The sequence below is a fragment of the Enterococcus sp. OL5 genome, assembly GCF_006491895.1.
GTDB lineage: Bacteria > Bacillota > Bacilli > Lactobacillales > Enterococcaceae > Enterococcus_D > Enterococcus_D innesii.
Map to the genome: position 1 here is coordinate 32315 of NZ_VHIL01000016.1, position 21051 is coordinate 53365.

Below are 21051 nucleotides of genomic sequence, written 5' to 3' on the forward strand. Positions count from 1 at the left end.
AACCAAAAACACCTGACTTTCCAAAAGTCAGGTGTTTTTTATCGATCAGCCTAATGCGACATCTAAAACCATCATTAAGATAAAGCCTAGCATGACGCCAAAGACCGCAAAATGGCGGCGACTCGTCAAGGTTTGCTGCGCTTCTGGAATCAATTCTTCCACCACTACATAGATCATAGCACCCGCTGCAAAAGCCAACGCATACGGCAAGACAGCGGACATACTCGTTACCAACAAAGCCCCGATCACACCGGCGATCGGTTCTACGATCCCGGACGCTTGCCCATACATAAAGGCTTTGGTTCGGCTTAACCCTTCTTGACGCAAGGGGATCGAAACGGCTGCGCCTTCTGGAAAATTCTGAATCCCGATCCCGATCGCTACCGAAAGCGCCGCTAAGATCGCTGCTCGCGGATCATCGGCACTAGCCGCCGCCCCAAACGCTACCCCTACCGCCAAGCCTTCTGGGATATTATGCAGCGTGATGGAAAAAACCAGCAAGATCGTTCGCTTCAAATGACTGGGCAAACCTTCTGTTTCATGATTTGGACCAAAATGCATATGCGGGAGCGTCTTATCTGCTGCATATAGAAACAAACCGCCCAAACCAAACCCGATGCTGACCACGAGCCACGGAATGTCGCCATTTTCTTCGGCTCGTGCGATCGCAGGATCTAGTAACGACCAGAAACTAGCAGCGATCATCACGCCAGAGGCAAACCCCAGCATCGTATTCAGGACATTTTTATTGATTTCTTTGAAGAAAAAGACTAGCGCTGCCCCAAACGCCGTCATACCATACGTAAAGATCGTCCCCGCCAGCGCTTGCTGCCATGGCGACAATCCAACCAACCAATCCACCATTCGTCTGCTCCTTTGTCTAACTATTCTACCAATACTCTAGCATAGGAAGCCGTCAGGTTCTACTAGGAAGCCAACAGCAGCCAAAATTTTTCTTTCACCAGCCCTAAGCCTTTCCTGATGAAATCCTCGGCTTTACTTGAAAGTTTCAACATTCATCGCTATAATGCTAGGAGACTCCATGTCAATTTATATAAAGTGAGGAAAAGAATTGATTACAGTAAGTGATGTAAGTTTGCATTTTTCAGACCGCAAACTGTTTGATGATGTTAATATTAAGTTTACGCCTGGTAATTGTTATGGTTTGATTGGTGCAAATGGTGCTGGTAAATCAACTTTTTTAAAAATTTTATCTGGTGAGATCCAACCTTCGACCGGGAATGTTTCTTTAGGTCCTGATGAACGGATGGCTGTCTTGAAACAGAACCACTATGATTACGAAGAGTTTCCCGTGATCGAAACGGTTATCATGGGCCATAAACGTCTCTACGAAGTGATGAAAGAAAAAGATGCGATCTACATGAAGGAAGACTTTTCTGATGAAGATGGGATTCGTGCCGCCGAACTAGAAGGCGAATTTGCGGAACTTGATGGTTGGGAAGCAGAGCCAGAAGCAGCCGTTCTTTTGCAAGGCTTGAACATTCCCGATGAATTGCATCATGTCTTGATGAAAGATCTAACTGCTGGTCAACGGGTGAAAGTCTTACTCGCACAAGCCCTTTTCGGTAAGCCAGACGTCTTGCTCCTAGATGAGCCTACCAACGGATTGGATATCCAATCTATCAACTGGTTAGAAGAGTTTCTGATCAACTTTGACAACACCGTTATCGTTGTTTCCCATGACCGCCACTTCTTAAATAAAGTTTGTACCCATATGGCCGATTTAGACTTCGGCAAAATCAAATTGTTTGTCGGCAACTATGATTTCTGGTTGGAATCAAGCCAATTAGCAGCGAAATTACAATCCCAATCAAATGCCAAAAAAGAAGAGCAGATCAAAGAACTGCAAGACTTTATCGCACGCTTTAGTGCCAATGCATCAAAATCCAAACAAGCAACGTCTCGGAAAAAAATGTTGGATAAAATCACCCTTGATGATATTCAACCTTCGTCCCGCCGCTATCCGTTTGTTGGTTTTAAACCAGAACGTGAAATCGGGAATGACTTGCTGCAAGTCGACAATGTCAGTGTGACGATCGACGGCAAAAAGATTTTAGACAATATCTCTTTCACCTTGAATAAAGACGACAAAGTCGCTTTTGTTGCCAATAGCGATATCACCACCACGACGCTATTCAAAGTCATCATGGGGGAAATCACTCCTGATACAGGTAGTGTTCGTTGGGGCGTCACCACGCAGCATGCCTACTTGCCAAAAGATACGACCAGCGAATTCGATACGGATACCCCGATCGTTGATTGGCTGCGTCAATACGCAAGCAAAGAAGAAGACGACAATACCTTCTTGCGCAGCTTCCTCGGTCGCATGTTATTCTCTGGTGATGAAGTATTAAAACCCGTCAACGTCCTTTCCGGGGGCGAAAAAGTTCGCTGTATGTTGTCGAAAATGATGCTTTCAAAAGCCAACGTATTGGTGTTGGATGATCCAACCAATCACTTGGACTTAGAATCGATCACCGCATTAAACGATGGTTTGATGGCCTTCACCGGCTCATTGTTGTTTGCTTCTCATGACCACCAATTTATTCAAACCCTTGCGAACCGTATCATTGCGGTCTCTAGAAAAGGCGTGGTGGATCGTGCCGAAACGACCTACGATGAATTCTTAGAAAACAAAGATGTCCAAAAACGCGTAGCAGAATTGAATCAATAAGCTGCTTTAAATAAAAGAACGCTCCAGTTGCCCGCCACCAAGGCTGCAACTGGAGCGTTTCTTTTATTTTGCCTAGGTGCTTCAGGCATTTTGTGCAGATTAGGCTTGTTCTAAACGGGCTTTGCCGAATGAAAACAGCGCCAAGCAGCCATAGCCGGTATGACTGGAGATCGTTGGACCTAATGGATAATGATGAATAATAATGTCAGGAACTTTTTCGGTCAAACGTTTGATGACTTTCTCCGCTGCTTCGGCATCGCCGGCATTGGCAAAATAAACCGTATTGGTTTTTGATTCGTGAAGATTGGCGATGGTTTGATCCACGATTTTTTGGATCGCTTTGTTGCGTCCCCGCACTCGATCAACGCTGCGTAATTTTCCCGCAGTATCGACGGTAATGATTGGTTTCACGTTCAGCAATCCGCCGATCGCTGCCGCCGTTTTGGAGATTCTGCCGCCGCGTTCCAACTGTTTTAAATCATCGACGGTGACCCATGAATCTAAACGCAGTTTGTTTTCTTCTACCCATTGGCTGACTTCCAGCAACGAACGTCCTTGGGCTTTTTGTTGGGCTGCTTCAGCCACTAAGAAGCCTTCCCCTAAACTAGCTGAGCGCGTATCGATCAAGGTGATCGCAACTTCTTTGTATTCTTCTTTTAGTAAGGCTACGGCTTGGACGGCACTTTGGAATGAGCCGCTCATTCCTGAAGAAAAACCTAAATAAAGGACCGGTGTGCCCGCTTCGACATATGGCCGAAAATATTCCATATAACGTCCGACATTGATTTGAGAAGTCGTCGGTTGCGCATGCTCTTTTAGTTTTCCTAAAAACCATTCCGTATCAAATTCTTTGCCCATATCATCGATATATTCTTTGCCATCTAATTCAATCAGCATTGGAATATAGGCGACATCTAGCTCCGCTAATCTTGCTGCTGGTAAATCACAGCAGGAATCTGTCATGATTTGAAACATGGTTTCACCCCTCTCGTTACCCCCTATTATAGCAAAAAAAGAACAAGACAGAAGAAATTCTCATCAAAAGCAGCCAAACTTATCGTTGACTGCTTTTGACGTAGGAGTTCTTTGTCTTGTTCTGATGCTTTCGCGTCAGATTAAATTTGCGCCCAAACACTTTCTAAGATGTTGGTTTGGCTGCGGTCTGGTCCTACCGAGAAGGTCGAAATGCGGACACCGACTAATTCAGAGATGCGATGCACGTAATTGCGTGCATTTTCTGGCAGATCCGCTAATGTTTTGCAGCCAGTAATGTCTTCAGACCAGCCAGGAAGTTCTTCGTAGACTGGTTTGCAGCGGTTCAACTCTTTCAAGCTTGCTGGATAATGATAGATCAATTCGCCGTCTAGTTCATAAGCGGTACAGATTTTCACGGTTTCTAAACCGCTCAAGACATCGATCGAGTTAAGGGATAGGTTCGTGATCCCCGATACCCGTTTTGAATGGCGCATCACGACGGTATCAAACCAGCCCACACGGCGAGGACGTCCTGTCGTTGTTCCGTATTCACGACCGATCTTACGAATTTGTTCACCTGTTTCATCAAACAGTTCCGTTGGGAATGGACCATCTCCTACCCGAGAGGTGTAGGCTTTGCAGACACCAACGACTTTGTTGATTTTTGAAGGGCCCACACCACTACCGATGGTGACACCTCCAGCAACGGGGTTGGATGACGTTACGAAAGGATAGGTTCCTTGGTCGATATCCAGCATCACGCCTTGTGCCCCTTCAAATAAAACTCGTTTGCCTTCATCTAAGGCATCGTTAAGGATCACCGAAGTATCCGTCACATATTTTTTGATTTGTTGGCCATATTCGTAATACTCTTCAAAAATGTCTTCAAAGGCAATTGGTTCTGCATCGAACATTTTCACGAATTGACGATTTTTTTCTTCTAAGTTGATGCGTAGACGTTCTTCAAAAATTTCTTTGTCTAAAAGATCAGCGATCCGAATGCCGACTCTGGCCGCTTTATCCATATAGGCTGGTCCGATCCCTTTGATCGTCGTACCGATCTTGTTGTCACCTTTGGCATCTTCTTGCAGCTGATCCAAATGGATATGGTAAGGTAAAATAACATGTGCACGATCAGAGATCTTCAAGTTTTCTGTTATTATATTGTTTTCTTTCAAGTATGCTAATTCTTTAACTAATGATTTCGGGTTCACAACGACCCCGTTTCCAATGACACTGATTTTATCTGCATAAAAGATCCCAGAAGGAATCAAATGCAGTTTATAGGTCACACCGTCAAATTTAATCGTATGGCCGGCATTGTCTCCACCTTGATAACGTGCAATGACTTCCGCGTTTTCACTCAAAAAGTCCGTAATCTTTCCTTTACCTTCATCGCCCCATTGTGTACCTACTACTACTACAGATGACATATAATGACCTCTTTCTTTAATTAGTGCATTCCTTAAGTATTGTAACAAGATTCGCAAGCTCTTTCAATCTAAAATCGAATAATCGTTTTAAATTCTCATTTTTCAGGGGTAAAAAACGAACTATTTTCTTTGTAATAATTATTTATACACGTAAAAACGAATAAAGTCGGCACATAAAAAAAGCCCTACTGCCATCAGCGCAATGCAGACGGCAGCAGGAGCCCTTGTTTCTCAAATCATTGGTGCCTTACCCGAACTCTTCTCGTGGCGAGACCGAGGAGAATTTATTGTATTCTTTGATGAATAGAAGTTCGACCGTCCCCCGGGCACCACTCCGGTTTTTTTCAATAATGACTTCGATCACATTGTTGTTTTGTTGTTCCTCTGGTTCATCGTCATCGTCGCCTTCACTGCGGTAGTAGTCATCCCGATACAAGAAAGCAACGATATCGGCATCCTGCTCGATCGACCCTGATTCCCGGATATCACTTAAAACAGGACGTTTGTCTTGTCGCTGTTCCACACCCCGAGAAAGCTGAGACAGTGCAATCACCGGCACTTTCAATTCCTTCGCCAGTTTCTTTAATTGGCGAGAGATCTCAGAGACTTCTTGTTGGCGGTTTTCGCGACCCGTTCCTTCAATCAACTGCAAATAGTCGATCAATATCAAGCCGAGATTGCCTTTTTCTTGCGCGAGTTTCCGACAACGTGCCCGAATCTCAGAGATCTTGATCCCGGGGGTATCATCGATATAGATATTGGCGTTAGAAAGACTGCCCATGGCAACGATCAAATTCCGCCACTCTTCTTCTGAGAGCTGCCCCGTCCGCAAGTGACTGGCCTCAATCGAGCCTTCCGCACAAAGCATCCGGTTGACCAATGATTCAGCCCCCATTTCCAGACTAAAGATCGCCACAGAACGATCGGTTTTCGTTCCGACATTTTGTGCGATATTCAAGGCAAATGCGGTTTTCCCTACCGCGGGGCGGGCAGCCAGAATAATCAGCTCTTCTTTTTGCAGCCCCGCCGTCATTTTGTCTAAAGCCGCATAACCCGTAGGTAATCCGGTGATTTCTTCATTGTTTTGCGCCAGTTGATCGATCGTTTCGATCGTCCGATTCAAGACTTCCGCTATCGATTGGAAGCCATTGCTGTTGCGCTTTTCGGATACTTCTAAAATACTTTTTTCTGCTTGATCAATGATCGACTGCACATCTTCATCTTGTTCAAAGCCTTTGGTTACGATACGGCTCGCTGTTTGGATCAGATTGCGTAACGTAGCTTTGTCGTCAACGATCTTCGCATAATAAGCAATACTTGCTGCTGATGGTGAAGCTTGACTCAATTCAGTCAGATACGTCAGGCCGCCAACATCTTCAAGACTATTGCTTTTTTCAATTTCTGCTTTCAACGTGATCAAGTCGATCGATTCACTACGGTCGTTCAACTGGATCATTGCTTGAAAAATTATTTGATGGCTGCGGCGATAAAAATCTTCTGGGGCGATTACTTCCATTGCATCGATGATCGCATCGGCATCTAAAAAGACTGCCCCTAGGACCGCTTGTTCCGCTTCAATATCTTGTGGGGGAACTTGATTTTGCCAAACTTCATTCATGCCATTCGCTCCTTCGTCCATTCATTCTACAAGATTCCCATCCAAAGTACAAGATTGCTTGGACGTTTGCCGAAAAAAACCCAACATATGACTGTTGGGAGTAATGCTTATTCTTGAATGGTATGAACATTGATCGTTGCTGTTACTTGTGGGTGCAATTTTACAGGTACTTGCGTGAAGCCTAATGCACGAATCGGCTGATCCAATTCGATTTTGCGTTTGTCGATCTTGATTTTGTATTGCTTGTTCAAGGCATCGGCAATTTGTTTTGATGGGATCGAACCGAACAAGCGGCCATCTTCCCCTGCTTTAGCATTGATCTTCACAACGGTTTCTTCTTTTTCAAGAAGTGCTTTTAACTCTTTCGCTTCTGCTAAGACTTCGGCATCTTGTTTTTCTTTGGCTTTTTGTTTGCCTTTTAATTCTGCCATGCTTTCATTGTTGGCAGGTTTAGCTAAGTTGTTTTGATCAGGAAGTTTTGTGCGTAGCCATTAGGGACTTCCTTGATATCGCCTTTTTTGCCTTTGCCTTTGACATCTTGTAAGAAAATAACTTTCATCTTGGTCACTCCTTGTTATTGTTCATTTTTCGTTAATTCCGCTCGCAGCTGGTTTTCTACATCACCAATGCTGCTGTTTTTTATTTGCGTGGCTGCGTTGGTAAAATGTCCCCCGCCGCCTAATGCCTCCATCAAGGTTTGTACATTGACTTTACCGGTGCTTCTAGCACTGATACCGATCAAATCTCCTGGCTGTTTCGTAATGACAAACGCCGCATGGATCCCATTGATCGATAGCAGAGTATCGGCCGCTTTCGCAACAGTGACACTATCGTAGACCCGATCTTCATCCGCTGCAGCAATCACGATATCTTCTCGGAAATGCTGGCTGCGAGAAACCAGTTCACTGATCATCAAATAGGAATCGAGATCCGTACTCAACATGTATTGAACCAATGAGGTATCTGCGCCTTGATTTTTCAAATAGCCAGCAATATCAAAGGTCCGACCAGTGGTTCGCACCGTGAAGTTCTTCGTATCCACGTAGATGCCCGCTAATAAAGAAGTCGTAATAAATTTCGGGACTTGCGATCTGCGAGAAGCACGATACTGGATCAATTCTGCTACTAGTTCTGATGCCGAAGATGCGGAAGATTCAATATACGTCAATAAAGGCTTATCGGGAAACTCATCCCCGCGACGATGGTGATCGATCACTGCGATTTTGTCAAATTCATCATAGACCGCTTGCGAGATCGACATCGACGGCTTATGGTAATCTACCATCACTAAGACACTTTCTTCATTTGATAAATTGACTGCTTCTTCCCCAGTGATCACAAATCGTTCCAGCTCGGGATATTTTTTCAATTCTTCCAATGCCCGCTGAATGTCGGCGGTGATCTCTTTCGGATTTAAAATGATGTAGCATTCTTTGTCGCTCATCATCGCCATGTAAGCCACCCCAAAAGCCGAACCTAAAGCATCCATGTCCGGGTAACGATGACCCATGATAAAGATCCGCTGGTTTTCAGCAAAAATCTTTCTCAACGCCGTACTCATGGCACGAGAACGAACACGCGTTCTCTTTGGTGTGCCGTCTGTATTGCCACCAAAGAATTGCGGTTTCGCTTCTTCTTTGGCTTCTTTTAAAACGACTTGATCGCCGCCGCGAACTAACGCAATGTCGAGATTGTTTTGTGCCACTTCCCCGATCTCTTCAAAAGACTCTTCCCCATAGGAGATTCCCATACTGATCGTTAATGCCAGATCATTTTTTTCCGCAACTTGCCGTACTCTAGTCAAAAATTGGAATTTTTCTTCCTTCATCCGCTCAATATCTGAATACTTCGCGACGAAAAGAAACCGCTCGGAATTGATTCGTTTGTAAAAAACATGATTCTCACTTGCCCAATCAGAAATCAATGTCGTGATCAGCGAGTTCAAATAAGAAACTTGTTTGTCGTCTTTTTTCTCAATCAAATCATCGTAATTATCAATTGAAATCAACCCAATTGCTGCCATCTTTTTTACCCCTCAATGTATCATCCCATTTTTTTGAAGCTTTGTTCCTTATTTTACCATAAAACAATCAAATAGGCGATTGATGCAAAAAAGTTCCACGTGAAACTTTTTTGGTGAAACAACTATGAACAAATTTCTGTTATTCGTTATTCTATCTGTTTATAAAATAACATTTTTTCTTCGATGGATAAAAAAAATTGACAAGCTTCAAAAGAAACTTGTCAATGAAAATCATTCGATTTATTCTTCGCCTACGAATGGAAGTAATCCCATGATACGCGCACGTTTGATTGCAATGGTAAGTTTGCGTTGGTTTTTCGCACCAGTACCAGTTACACGACGTGGTAAGATTTTACCGCGTTCTGAAATGAAACGTTTTAGTAATTCAATATCTTTATAATCGATATGTTCAATATGGTTTGCAGCAATGTAGTCTACTTTACGACGTTTGCGTCCGCCTCTTCTTTGTTGTGCCATCCTATTTCCCTCCTATCAATTTCTTAGAATGGTAAATCATCGTCTGAAATGTCGATTGATGAGTTTCCGAATGGATCGGAGTTGTCTCGATCAAAATTAGGCATTCCTGATGGTTGAGAGGATTGAGTTTGATTTGAGTTATTGTTACCAAATCCAGAAGAACTGTTTGAGTTATACGTATTGTTACTGCCAGATCCGCTATCAGTTGTGCGTCTTTGCTCGGAAGCATTCCGCGACTCTAATAATTGGAAGTTGTCAGCAACGACTTCTGTTACATAAACACGTTGGCCTTGTTGGTTGTCGTATGAACGGGTTTGAATACGTCCAGTAACTCCTAATAAAGTTCCTTTGCGTGCATAGTTTGCTAATGTTTCCGCTGGTTTTCTCCAAATAACACAGTTGATGAAATCAGCTTCGCGCTCTCCACTTTGGTTGGTAAAATTGCGGTTTACCGCCAAGGTAAAGGTTGCGACACCAGTGCCATTAGAAGTGTAACGTAAATCAGGATCTTTGGTTAGTCTTCCTACTAGTACAACATTATTAATCAAAGTTCATCATCTCCTCATCGCTTTTGTTTCATGTGAAACAATATTATGCTTCTTCTTTGACAATCATGTGACGGATAATGTCATCATTGATTTTCGCAAGACGGTCAAACTCGTTGATTGCACTTGCAGTTGTTGAAGAAGAAACTTTAACGATGTGATAGATACCCTCACGGAATCCATCCATTTCATACGCTAGACGGCGTTTTTGCCAATCTTTTGATTCGATAACTTCAGCGCCGTTATCAGTTAAGATTGAGTCAAAACGAGCGATCAATGCGGCTTTTGCTTCTTCATCAATGTTTGGACGAATGATGTATAAGATCTCATATTTCGTGTTTTCCATTGATTTTTCACCTCCCTGTGGACTTTGGCCCCTAGTTTTCTAGGAGCAGAGAGAGTGGTCTAATTAGACTACTCACAAATAATTATTATACACTTTTTTCGTCCCTACTGCAAGCTGTTTTTTTGCATCCCTGCATCTACCCATCACCGCAAACAATCGCTTACACTGATAAATACGTCAGCTGCTGCCGATTTTTTGAAAAAGAGTAAAAAGACAGCAAGCTGCAGGTTCGCAGGTTGCTGTCTTCCTAGAAAATGTATTGCTTATTCTTGTGTATCCGTGGTGTCTTCCGTTGTTTCTTCCACAACTGGCACGTCTTGTACCGCTGTTTCTTCGGCAGTCGCTAGTTCTTCTTCGACTTCCGGTTCAACCGTTGCCATCGTCACTACTTTGGCATTGTTTTCCATCTTCATCAAACGAACCCCTAAGGTTGCCCGACCAGTTTGGGAAACAGTCGCTACATTGAAACGAATCAAGACGCCTTTATCGGTGATCACCATGATGTCTTCCTCACCGCTGACCGTCGTCAAGCCGGCTAATGGACCGTTTTTCGCCGTAATGTTGGCTGTTTTGATCCCTTTTCCGCCTCGACCTTTGATTGGGTATTCAGAGCCTTTGGTGCGTTTGCCATAGCCGTTCTCAGTGATGACCAAGACTTCACTGTCTTCTGTGATCACCGCGGCACCTACGACGTAGTCTCCGTCTCTGAGACGAATGCCTCGCACACCAGCAGCTGTCCGGCCCATATCCCGCACAAGGGCTTCTTTGAAGGTCACCGAGTAGCCATCGTGGGTTCCAATGATCACGACATCTTCGCCGTGGGTTTCGATCACGTTGACCAACTCATCATTTTCCCGAAGACCGATCGCAATCAGACCATTGGCACGGATATTCGAAAAGGCCGTCACTGAGGTCCGTTTGACCACACCTAGACGCGTCGTGAAGAACAAGTAGCGTCCTTCTTGAGGCCCACCAGAAGCCGAAATGATCGCTTCGATCCGTTCGCTAGAATCGATCCCTAGCAGATTGATCACAGGGATCCCTTTGGCTGCCCGACCATACTCAGGAATTTCATAGCCTTTGGCTTTGTAAACTTTCCCTTTATTGGTGAAGAACAGTAATGTGTCATGAGTCGAACAAGAAACCAACGTCTTCACGAAGTCTTCATCGTGGATCCCCATTCCTTGAACGCCACGTCCGCCGCGGCGTTGCGCACGGAATTCAGATTTAGCTACTCGTTTGATGTACCCATTGTTCGTCAAGGTAATGACGATTTCTTCTTCTTCGATCAAATCTTCATCTTCAAGACTTAAGACTTCCCCAACCAATAATTCAGTCCGGCGATCATCACCAAAGCGTTGGCCTAATTCTTGCAACTCCGTTTGGATGATCTCTAGGACCCGTTGTGGATTTGCTAGAATGTCTGTCAAATCAGCGATAAATTCTAACAAGCCTTGGTACTCGTTTTCGATCTTGTCGCGTTCCAAACCGGTCAAGCGACGCAAACGCATATCTAAAATCGCTTGCGCTTGGCGATCGGACAATTTGAAGCGCTCCATCATGCTATTTTTTGCTTCATCATCAGAATTTGATGCCCGGATCAAAGCAATGATCTCATCGATATGATCCAATGCGATCCGTAACCCTTCCAAGATGTGGGCACGAGCTTCTGCTTTGTTTTTATCAAACTGTGTTCGTCGAGTCACCACTTCTTGTTGGTGCTCGATGTAGTTTTCTAAAATTCGTTTCAAGCTCAAAATCTTCGGCACGCCTTTTTCAATGGCTAACATATTAAAGCCAAAAGAAGATTGCAGTGCAGTCATTTTGTAGAGATTGTTTAAGATCACCGATGCACTGACATCGCGACGAACGTCGATCACGATCCGCATGCCTTCACGAGACGATTCATCCCGCAGATCGGTGATTCCTTCGATCCGTTTGTCACGGTGCAGCTCAGAGATCCGTTCGATCAATTTGGCTTTATTGACCATATATGGCAATTCAGTCACTAAGATCCGTTCTTTACCGTTGGGCATTTCAGTCACTTCGACTTTCCCGCGAACAGTGATCGAACCTTTCCCTGTTTCATAAGCACGGCGAATACCGGATTTCCCCATCACGATCCCACCAGTTGGGAAATCTGGTCCTGGTAGGACTTCCATCAATTCACTCGTTGTGACTTCTGGATTTTCCATCAATAGATCGATGGCTGCAATAACTTCATTCAAGTTATGAGGCGGGATATTGGTCGCCATCCCAACAGCGATTCCCGTCGTCCCGTTGACCAAAAGGTTCGGGAAGCGTGCTGGTAATACCGCTGGTTCTCGTTCTGTATCATCATAATTGCTTTGGAAATCAACAGTATCTTTGTTGATGTCCCGCAGCATCTCCATCGCCAGTTTGCTCATGCGGGCTTCGGTATACCGCATCGCAGCGGCACCGTCACCATCGACTGAACCAAAGTTTCCGTGGCCATCGACTAGCATGTAGCGATAGCTAAAGGGCTGTGCCATCCGCACCATTGATTCATAGATCGCACTGTCACCATGGGGATGGTATTTCCCCATGACATCGCCGACGATCCGGGCTGATTTTTTATGGGGTTTGTCTGGTGTCACCCCTAATTCATTCATTCCATATAAAATTCGGCGGTGAACCGGCTTTAAGCCATCCCGCACATCTGGTAAAGCCCTAGCAACAATTACACTCATTGCATAATCGATAAAGGACTCGCGCATTTCACTGGTCAGATTGACGTCATGAATATTTTGTTTTGCTTCTTCACTCAAGCTGTTTCCTCCTCTACGATTGGCTAGATGTCAAGATTTTTCACGTAGTGCGCGTTTTCTTCGATAAAGGCCCGTCTTGGTTCGACGCGATCCCCCATCAGCATTTCAAAAATTTGATCGGCTTCTATGGCATCATCTACGCTGACCCGCAGCATCATCCGGTTGTCAGGATCCATCGTGGTTTCCCATAACTGGTGGTCATCCATTTCCCCTAGACCTTTGTAGCGTTGAACCGTTGGTTTTGGTGTCGCAGGTAGTGATTCAATCGTATTTTTCAAATCTTGTTCGGCATTCTTGCCGGGTTGGATATAGTGGATATTTTTCCCTTGTTTGACACCGTACAATGGCGGTTGTGCGATATAGACATAACCAGCTTCAACGATTGGACGCATATAACGATAGAACAGCGTCAAAAGTAGGGTCCGGATATGGGCACCATCGACATCGGCATCGGTCATGATAACTAGCTTGTGGTAACGGGCTTTTGCTACATCAAAATCAGCACCAAACCCAGTTCCCATGGCTGTAAACAATGAACGGATCTCTTCGTTTGCTAAGATTTTGTCCATGCTGGCTTTTTCAACATTTAAAATCTTCCCGCGGATCGGTAAGATCGCTTGGAATTCGCGACTACGGCCTTGTTTTGCTGAACCGCCGGCAGAATCTCCTTCGACGATAAACAATTCGCATTTTTCTGGATCATTACTGGAACAGTCGGCTAATTTCCCAGGTAAGTTACTGATTTCTAACGCACCTTTTCGGCGAGTCATTTCCCGGGCACGTTTGGCTGCTTGACGGGCTTTTGATGCCAAAAGTCCTTTTTCCACGACTTGACGACCCACATTCGGGTTTTCCATCAAGAATTTCGTGAAGTGTTCCGAAAAGAGACGATCGGTGACTGTCCGCACTTCGGAGTTTCCTAATTTGGTTTTCGTTTGTCCCTCAAACTGAGGATCTGGATGCTTGATGGAGATAACCGCCGTCAACCCTTCCCGAACATCTTCGCCGGTTAGGTTTTCGTCGTTTTCTTTCATCAATTTTGACTTGCGGGCGTAATCATTGATCACCCGGGTCAAGGCAGTCTTAAACCCGAATTCATGGGTTCCGCCTTCATAGGTATGGATATTGTTGGCAAAACTTAGCAGATTGCTGTGGTAGCTATCGGTATATTGCATGGAAACTTCAACCGTGATTCCTTGTTGCTCTCCTTCTAAATAGATCGGATCTGGGAAAATCACTGTTTTACTCGCATTCAAATGCTCCACATAGCTCTTGATCCCGCCGTCGTAATGATATTCTTTCAAGACGGGTTTTTCTTCCCGTTTGTCTTCGATCGAGATTTTTAAACCTCGGTTCAAGAAGGCTAATTCCCGAACCCGCGTCGCTAATTTGTCAAAATTGAATACAGTTGTTTCCGTAAAGATCTCTGGATCTGGAACAAAGTGGACGGTCGTTCCGTGGCGGTCGGTTTCATCGATCACTTTTAAGTCATCAACGACTGCCCCACGATGGTATTCTTGATAATACACTTTACCTTCCTTGTAGACTTTTACATCTAAAGTCGTGGATAGCGCATTAACGACGGAGGAACCTACCCCGTGCAGTCCACCAGATACTTTGTAGCCGCCGCCGCCGAATTTCCCGCCGGCATGCAGGATCGTAAAGACGGTTTCTACCGCTGGACGACCTGTCTTGGCTTGGATATCAACGGGGATCCCCCGACCGTCATCGACGACCGTAATACTATTATCTGGTTCAATGATCACTTGAATACTTGAGGCAAAGCCTGCTAGTGCTTCATCGATCGAGTTATCGACGATTTCCCATACTAAGTGGTGCAAACCTTCTGAACTGGTAGAACCAATGTACATCCCAGGTCGTTTGCGGACGGCTTCTAGCCCTTCCAGCACTTGGATCTGACTGGCATCATAGGCTTTCGCACGTTCAACTAAGCTTTTTTCTTCTTCTGTCATTCAGTCTATTCTCCTTTAATATGTCCTTGCTCTACATAAAAAATCTCTGCTTCCACAGACATTTTGTCTTTCACATGTTCTAATGTCGTCGTTGTCAGAAAGGTCTGAACTTTTCCTTCAATGGTCTCCAATAAATGCAGTTGTCGGGAATCATCCAGCTCACTCATGACGTCATCTAATAAAAGGACGGGATATTCTCCCGTTTCTTCTTTCATCAAATCGATTTCTGCCAATTTAACACTTAAGGCCGTCGTTCGCTGCTGTCCTTGCGAACCAAAGGTCTGAACATTTTTCTCATTGATCAAAAAATCCAGATCGTCTCGATGGGGGCCTGCCAGCGTGACTTGCCGAAATCGTTCACGGTCTTTGACTTGTGCCAAGGCTTTGACAAATTGCTGTTGGATCTCCTCCAGCGTATTCGCCTCACCGGGCACATTCGATAAGTAGTCGATCTGCAAGGTTTCTTTTCCTTGGCTGATCTTTTGGTGCAGCTGATTTGCCCAATACGCCAAGCGCTGAACAAACCGTTGTCTGGCTAAAATGATTTTACTGCCGAAAGCCACCAGCTGTTCCGTCAAAACATCTAAATAGATCTCATCGGTCTGTTTTTTTTCATTCAGCTGTTTTAAGTATTGATTGCGCTGTTTCAAAACGGATTGGTATTGAACGAGATCATAGAGATAGATTGGATCGATCTGCCCAATTTCCATATCGAGAAATTTGCGGCGGACTTGGGGACTTCCTTTTACAAGGGAGAGGTCTTCTGGAGCAAATAAAATGACATTCAACTGCCCTATGTAACTACTGAGCTTTTTTTGCTCAATGTGGTTTACTTTCGTTTTTCGTCCTTTTTTTGACAAAAACAGTTCTAACGGGATCGTTGAGCGTCCCCGACTGACACTGCCAGAGATCCGCGCACCTTCTGTGTCCCAGCGAATAAGTTCTTGCTCACTGGAGGTGCGGTGGCTTTTGGTCATCGCCAATACATAGATGCTTTCTAAGATATTGGTTTTTCCTTGCGCGTTTTCGCCTAAAAAAATGACCAGACCTTTCTCAAAAGTCAGTGTCAGCGAATCATAGTTCCGATAATTGCTTAAATGCAACTCATTCAGCCGCATCGGCGTCTTCCTTCTTCACCATAAAAAAAGTACCTTCATCAGGTAGCTCAATACGCATTCCCGCATACAATTTGCGCCCTCGTCGATTTTCTGGTTCGCCGTCGACAAAAACGGTGTGCTCTGCAAGGTACCATTTCGCTTGGCCGCCGCTGCTGATCACGCTGACTTCTTTGAGCATTTGTCCAAGTGTCATATATTCCGTTTCTAACGGTATTTGCATTTTCATAATTCCCCTCAATTCTATCAAAGAGCGTTTAGCTCTATTATACTCTTTTTTTGCCAAGAAAACAAATTCATCGGCATATTTTTCATTCTCAGAAGACTTACTGCTTTTAGATAAAAAAGAAGCCAAAATAGAAAAAAGGGCTTAAAAACGATTTTAAGCCCTTTTAACTCATTTATTCATTTTCAGATGATTGTTTCAACTTTTTTCAAAAGACATGAAAAACTAGTTGGTGCGTACCGGTGTGATCAGCTGAATAAAGCTGCCTTTGCTCTCTGTTGGCTCCAACGTAAAGGGCCGGATCGCTGAAATAAAGCGGATTACGATGCTGGTGTCACCAAATGCTCGTAGTGCAGCTTTCATATAGTCAGGATTAAAAGAGATCTCTAATGGGTCGCCGGTCACTTTTTCAAAAGAAAGGTCTTCTTCCACTTTCCCGATTTCTGGTGAGTTTCCATATAAGACAACGGCTTCCTCGGAGATCGCCAAACGAACGATGTTGTTACGGCCTTCATGAGAAAGCAATGACGCCCGTTCGATAGCTTGTAACAATTCTGGCACAGAAAATTCAATTTCAGTATTGAAGCTTGAAGGGATCAGACGATTGGTATCTGGGTAAGTTCCTTCCAATAAACGAGAATAGAATTTCATAGTTTTCGTTTGGAACAATACTTGGTTATCCATAATGCTGATTTGGATCGCTTCTTCCTCATCCGTTAAGGAACGAGAAAGTTCCGTTAGGCTTTTGCCGGGAATCACGATATTGAAGGCTGTTTCCCCGCTTTCCAAGGGAATCACCCGTTGGCTCAGACGGTGTGAGTCCGTCGCAACAGCTAATAATTTTTGATTTTCTAAGACAAAGTGGACCCCAGTCAAGATCGGACGGCTTTCGTGTTGCGAAACCGCAAAGACTGTTTCACTAACGACCTTATTCAATACGTGCGCTGGAATCTCGATCGAATCTTGACTTTCGACAACTGGTAAATGTGGATAACTATCGGCATCTAAGCCGTTGACGGTAAAGTTGGCTTTTCCAGAAGTGATCGCTACTTGATTATTGTCTAAAACTTCTAACGTTAAGGTACTTTCAGGCAAACGACGAACGATTTCACTAAAGAAACGTGCTTGTAAAACGATCGCTCCTGTTTTTTCGATTTGCATTTGCGCTTTTTCGTTTTCCACACTTAAAAAAGTTTCAATGGAAATATCGGCATTGCTCCCAGTCATGGTCAATCCTTTTTCTGAAAGGGACAATTTTACCCCAGTTAAGATCGGGATGGTGGTTTTGGTTGAAATTGCCCGTTGGACAGTTTGTAATTCTTGCATGAACTCTGTTCGATTTAAAGTTAGCTTCATAGCGATACTCCTTTAATTTATAGTTATTAAATAAAAGTAATAGTAGTAATAGGCTTGTTAGTAATGTGGATAACTCGAGAAAAGAGTGATTAGACTAACGAAAACGCCTGTGAATAACTTGTGGACAACTTTTTTGGTTTTTTATTTATTATCCACAGATCAGCTGAAGAGGATTTGTTTGATTTCAGCGATCTCATTTTTGAACGTAGGATCTGTTTCGACTAAATGCTGAATTTTTTCGTGGGCATGAATGACCGTGGTATGGTCTTTGCCGCCAAATTCGCCGCCGATTTTTGGTAAAGAACTATCGGTCAATTCTCGAGAGAGATACATCGCGATCTGCCGTGGCACGACGATGCCTTTGACCCGTTTTTTCCCTTTTAGATCATTGACATGAATGTGATAGTATTTTGCGACTTCTTCTTGGATCTGCAAAATCGAAACTTGGGTCGAGCCATGGCTTGATTTCAAGGCTTTGATGGCTTCAGCTGCCAAGCTGGTTGTAATGTCTGAGTTTTGCATCGTAGCAAAAGCTTGTACCCGGACGAGTGCTCCTTCAAGTTCCCGGATATTCGAATCGATCTGTCCAGCAATATAACTTAAGGTATCGTCGGGGATCTCCAAGCGTTCGGCTTCGGCTTTTTTCCGCAAAATCGCGGTCCGCGTCTCTAGATCCGGCGGGGTGATGTCAACGGACAAGCCCCAAGCAAAACGAGAAACCAAACGTTCCGGCAAAGTTGGGATCTCATTTGGCAAACGATCACTTGTCAGGACGATCTGTTTATTATTGCGATACAGTTCTTCGAAGGTATTAAAGAATTCTTCTTGGGTTCCTTCTTTATTGACTAAGAATTGAATATCATCCACCAACAAAAGATCAACATTGCGGTATTCGTTTCGAAAATCTTCCATTTTGTTCTTTTGAATAGAAGTAATGAAATCATTGGTGAAATTTTCACTACTAACATACTTGATTTTGGCATTGGGACGTTTCAGCAACATTTGATGACCGATCGCATGCATCAAGTGGGTTTTCCCTAAACCAACGCCACCATAGAAGAACAGCGGATTATAAATAGACCCAGGATCTTCAGCAACAACTAAAGCAGCAGCATGGGCCATTTGATTGCCTTTCCCGATGACAAAGGTATCAAATGTGTATTTTTCATTTAAAATCGATTTCGGCGGCTGCTCGTTTTCTTCTGCAGTTGTTTTAATAGTAGATGGGGCTGTTTTTAAAGCTTCTGCTTCTTCGACAGTCACAAAACTAGGAATCAATTCTTCACCAGTTTTCATAAATCCCATTTCAACAATTTTGGCAGCTAGATTTTTTTCCCAATAAGATTTATGAAGATCGCTGGGTACTTCGATCAGCAGCTGATTTTTTTCAAACGACAAGACATTGGCAGTCTCGATCCAAGCGCTATAACTGGCCGGATTCAGCTCTTCTTTAAAGGATCGTTGAAGATCTTGCCAAATAGAATCAGCAGATGGCATAAATTGTCCTCCTATAACTAAGAATAGATATAACTAAAATAGCACGGATTGAAAAAGTTTTCCACAGATTACGATAAAAAAGGTTAGAAAAAAATACTTTTCCACAAAACGGGATAAATGAAAAAAGGAAATGCACATGTTCGAAATTCGACTATCCACAGGCAGAAAAAGAATGTGAATAACTGTAAAAAAATCTCCTTTATCCACAGATGGATGTGAAGATCACGCCTTGATAATACTAGGTTTTAGGGTAGTTATCAACAGATTGAAAAACGATTGTGGAAAACTTTTCTACAGGCTGTTTGTTTGTGGAAAAAGCCAAAATAACTCTGGGGAAAAAGTTATCCACAAAAATTGGCTATAAACAGCAAACCCACACAAATCAAGGGGATTGTGGATAAAGAATGCCCGATTTTGAGCAAACTTCTTATTGACAAACTAGTACTTGACTCGTTATACTATCAAAGTATGTCTGTGCGCATAAGCATTATCCTGATGGAGGTGGAAATAAATGAAAAGAACGTATCAACCAAATAAACGTAAACGTCAAAAAGTTCACGGATTCCGTAAACGTATGAGTACAAAAAATGGACGTCGTGTTTTAGCTAGCCGTCGTCGTAAAGGCAGAAAGGTTATTTCTGCGTAAGCCACTGAATGCCAGTGGTTTTTTTTTTATGCCGTTTTTGCGGAATATAGTGTCTGACTTTTGGCAAATATGGTATTATTGACAGGTGAGTGGTTACGGATTCAATCCGTTTCGCGAAGCTTAATTGAAAGAAGTGAAGGAACCGAAGATGAGAAAATCCTATCGAGTAAAAACAGAGCAAGATTTTCAAAAAGTTTTTCAGGCAGGAAATTCTTTTGCAAATCGGAAGTTCGTGGTGTATGTCTTACCTAAAGAGCAATCACATTTTCGAGTTGGTTTATCTGTAGGGAAAAAAGTCGGTAATGCAGTGAAGCGAAATGAGATCAAGCGCAAGATCCGTGCGAGTTTAACGGAAATGAAGCCGCGGATCGAACCAGCGGTCGATTTCATCGTGATCGCTCGTCCAAGTATCGCCACTTGTTCCTCAAAGGAAATCTACTCGAATTTAGAGCATGTTTTAAAGCTTGCCAAAATTATTCATTAATGGAAAGGAATTAGTTACGTGAAAAAAGGGAAACGCGTCTTACTATTTTTGGGAGTTCTCTCATTAGTAGTTGTCTTATCTGCCTGCGGTGCAACAGGTGAAGTAAATGCACAAAGTACTGGTCTGTGGGATCGTTACATCGTTTATTATTTTGCAGAGGCGATCAAAGCCCTCTCCTTCGGCAATGCCGGGATCGGGATCATCCTCTTTACATTGATCATTCGGGTCATTTTGATGCCGTTGATGCACTTCCAAACCAAAAGCATGCGCAAAACGCAAGAATTACAACCAAAGCTAAAAGCGCTGCAGCAGCAATATGCGTCAAAAGATACAGAAACACAAAGCAAGTTAAAAGAAGAAACACAACGTTTGTATGCGGAAAACAATGTCAATCCCTATGCCGGCTGTCTGCCATTATTGGTACAAATGCCGATTTTGATGGCCTTGTGGCAATCGATCTCACGGGTTCCTGCTTTGCAAGAAGGAAAATTCTTATGGCTGCAGCTGGGTGATCGTGACCCATACTTCATCTTGCCGATTTTAGCGGCGCTCTTTACTTTTGCAAGTACCTATTTATCAAGTATGAGCCAAGTGGAATCAAATGCGAGTCTGAAAATCATGAATTTCGCTATGCCGATGATGATCTTGCTGATGGGGATCAACATTGCCAGCGGACTTTCCTTGTACTGGGTCGTTTCCAATGCATTCCAAGTTGTGCAAACGTTGATTCTAAATAACCCATTCAAGATTCGCCAAGAAAGAGAAGAAGCCGCCCGCAAAGAACGCGAGCGTGAACGTGCGCTGAAAAAAGCAATGAGTCCTAAAAAGAAACGGAAAAAATAAGAGGAGGTTG

General features: G+C 43.7%; 18 protein-coding genes and 1 pseudogene. 4 read left to right on the forward strand and 15 right to left on the reverse strand.

The window, feature by feature from the left end:
• Nucleotides 1-45: 45 nt before the first annotated feature.
• Entirely contained in the window at nt 46-864 is an 819-nt protein-coding gene (locus tag FJU10_RS15955) for a ZIP family metal transporter (RefSeq protein ID WP_081117597.1), read from the reverse strand.
• A 208-nt stretch (nt 865-1072) separates the two neighbouring features.
• Between FJU10_RS15955 and FJU10_RS15960 the strand changes: the two genes are divergently transcribed.
• Nucleotides 1073-2695, forward strand: coding sequence for an ABC-F family ATP-binding cassette domain-containing protein (locus tag FJU10_RS15960; protein ID WP_140966359.1), 1623 nt, complete (start codon nt 1073-1075; stop codon nt 2693-2695).
• A 99-nt stretch (nt 2696-2794) separates the two neighbouring features.
• On the opposite strand, the gene FJU10_RS15965 is transcribed toward FJU10_RS15960, so the two are convergent.
• From FJU10_RS15965 to dnaA, 14 genes and pseudogenes are all read right to left on the reverse strand, one after another.
• Complete coding sequence (locus FJU10_RS15965; RefSeq protein ID WP_016611673.1) at nt 2795-3670, reverse strand: DegV family protein; 876 nt, start codon at nt 3668-3670, stop codon at nt 2795-2797.
• Nucleotides 3671-3810: 140 nt separating this feature from the next.
• Entirely contained in the window at nt 3811-5103 is a 1293-nt protein-coding gene (locus FJU10_RS15970) for an adenylosuccinate synthase (RefSeq protein WP_005232916.1), read from the reverse strand.
• A gap of 247 nt (nt 5104-5350) precedes the next feature.
• On the reverse strand, nt 5351-6721 hold the full coding sequence (dnaB, locus tag FJU10_RS15975; protein WP_005226374.1) for a replicative DNA helicase: 1371 nt from the start codon (nt 6719-6721) through the stop codon (nt 5351-5353).
• 107 nt (nt 6722-6828) lie between these two features.
• Nucleotides 6829-7280: pseudogene (rplI, locus tag FJU10_RS15980) on the reverse strand (50S ribosomal protein L9).
• A 15-nt stretch (nt 7281-7295) separates the two neighbouring features.
• Nucleotides 7296-8744 (reverse strand): DHH family phosphoesterase, encoded by a 1449-nt coding sequence (locus FJU10_RS15985; RefSeq protein WP_005232918.1) that lies wholly within the window; start codon nt 8742-8744, stop codon nt 7296-7298.
• A 240-nt stretch (nt 8745-8984) separates the two neighbouring features.
• Nucleotides 8985-9221: a 30S ribosomal protein S18 gene (gene rpsR, locus FJU10_RS15990; RefSeq protein ID WP_005226367.1), complete on the reverse strand. Its 237-nt coding sequence runs from the start codon at nt 9219-9221 to the stop codon at nt 8985-8987.
• Between the two features lie 23 nt (nt 9222-9244).
• A complete protein-coding gene (gene ssb, locus FJU10_RS15995; RefSeq protein WP_005226365.1) occupies nt 9245-9769 on the reverse strand; it encodes a single-stranded DNA-binding protein in 525 nt (174 codons plus the stop codon).
• A gap of 43 nt (nt 9770-9812) precedes the next feature.
• Complete coding sequence (gene rpsF / locus FJU10_RS16000) at nt 9813-10112, reverse strand: 30S ribosomal protein S6 (protein ID WP_005226363.1); 300 nt, start codon at nt 10110-10112, stop codon at nt 9813-9815.
• Between the two features lie 263 nt (nt 10113-10375).
• Nucleotides 10376-12901: a DNA gyrase subunit A gene (gene gyrA / locus FJU10_RS16005; RefSeq protein WP_071859208.1), complete on the reverse strand. Its 2526-nt coding sequence runs from the start codon at nt 12899-12901 to the stop codon at nt 10376-10378.
• A 23-nt stretch (nt 12902-12924) separates the two neighbouring features.
• Nucleotides 12925-14874, reverse strand: a complete 1950-nt coding sequence (gene gyrB / locus FJU10_RS16010) for a DNA topoisomerase (ATP-hydrolyzing) subunit B (RefSeq protein WP_140966360.1) — start codon at nt 14872-14874, stop codon at nt 12925-12927.
• A 5-nt stretch (nt 14875-14879) separates the two neighbouring features.
• The gene (recF, locus tag FJU10_RS16015; RefSeq protein WP_077453246.1) at nt 14880-15992 is read right to left on the reverse strand and encodes a DNA replication/repair protein RecF; all 1113 of its coding nucleotides are present in this window, start codon (nt 15990-15992) and stop codon (nt 14880-14882) included.
• Nucleotides 15979-16218 carry a S4 domain-containing protein YaaA gene (yaaA, locus tag FJU10_RS16020; RefSeq protein WP_077453248.1) on the reverse strand — a complete coding sequence of 80 codons (240 nt, stop codon included), beginning with the start codon at nt 16216-16218 and terminating at the stop codon, nt 15979-15981. Before yaaA ends, recF begins: the two co-directional genes overlap by 14 nt.
• A gap of 222 nt (nt 16219-16440) precedes the next feature.
• Nucleotides 16441-17571, reverse strand: coding sequence for a DNA polymerase III subunit beta (gene dnaN / locus FJU10_RS16025; RefSeq protein WP_005226354.1), 1131 nt, complete (start codon nt 17569-17571; stop codon nt 16441-16443).
• A gap of 159 nt (nt 17572-17730) precedes the next feature.
• Nucleotides 17731-19068 (reverse strand): chromosomal replication initiator protein DnaA, encoded by a 1338-nt coding sequence (dnaA, locus tag FJU10_RS16030; RefSeq protein ID WP_140966361.1) that lies wholly within the window; start codon nt 19066-19068, stop codon nt 17731-17733.
• Nucleotides 19069-19579: 511 nt separating this feature from the next.
• On the opposite strand from dnaA, the gene rpmH reads away from it, so the two are divergent.
• From rpmH to FJU10_RS16050, 3 genes are all read left to right on the forward strand, one after another.
• The gene (gene rpmH, locus FJU10_RS16040) at nt 19580-19714 is read left to right on the forward strand and encodes a 50S ribosomal protein L34 (protein ID WP_002356012.1); all 135 of its coding nucleotides are present in this window, start codon (nt 19580-19582) and stop codon (nt 19712-19714) included.
• A 148-nt stretch (nt 19715-19862) separates the two neighbouring features.
• The gene (rnpA, locus tag FJU10_RS16045) at nt 19863-20198 is read left to right on the forward strand and encodes a ribonuclease P protein component (RefSeq protein ID WP_015510644.1); all 336 of its coding nucleotides are present in this window, start codon (nt 19863-19865) and stop codon (nt 20196-20198) included.
• Between the two features lie 18 nt (nt 20199-20216).
• Nucleotides 20217-21041 (forward strand): YidC/Oxa1 family membrane protein insertase, encoded by an 825-nt coding sequence (locus tag FJU10_RS16050; protein WP_077453252.1) that lies wholly within the window; start codon nt 20217-20219, stop codon nt 21039-21041.
• Nucleotides 21042-21051: the final 10 nt, after the last annotated feature.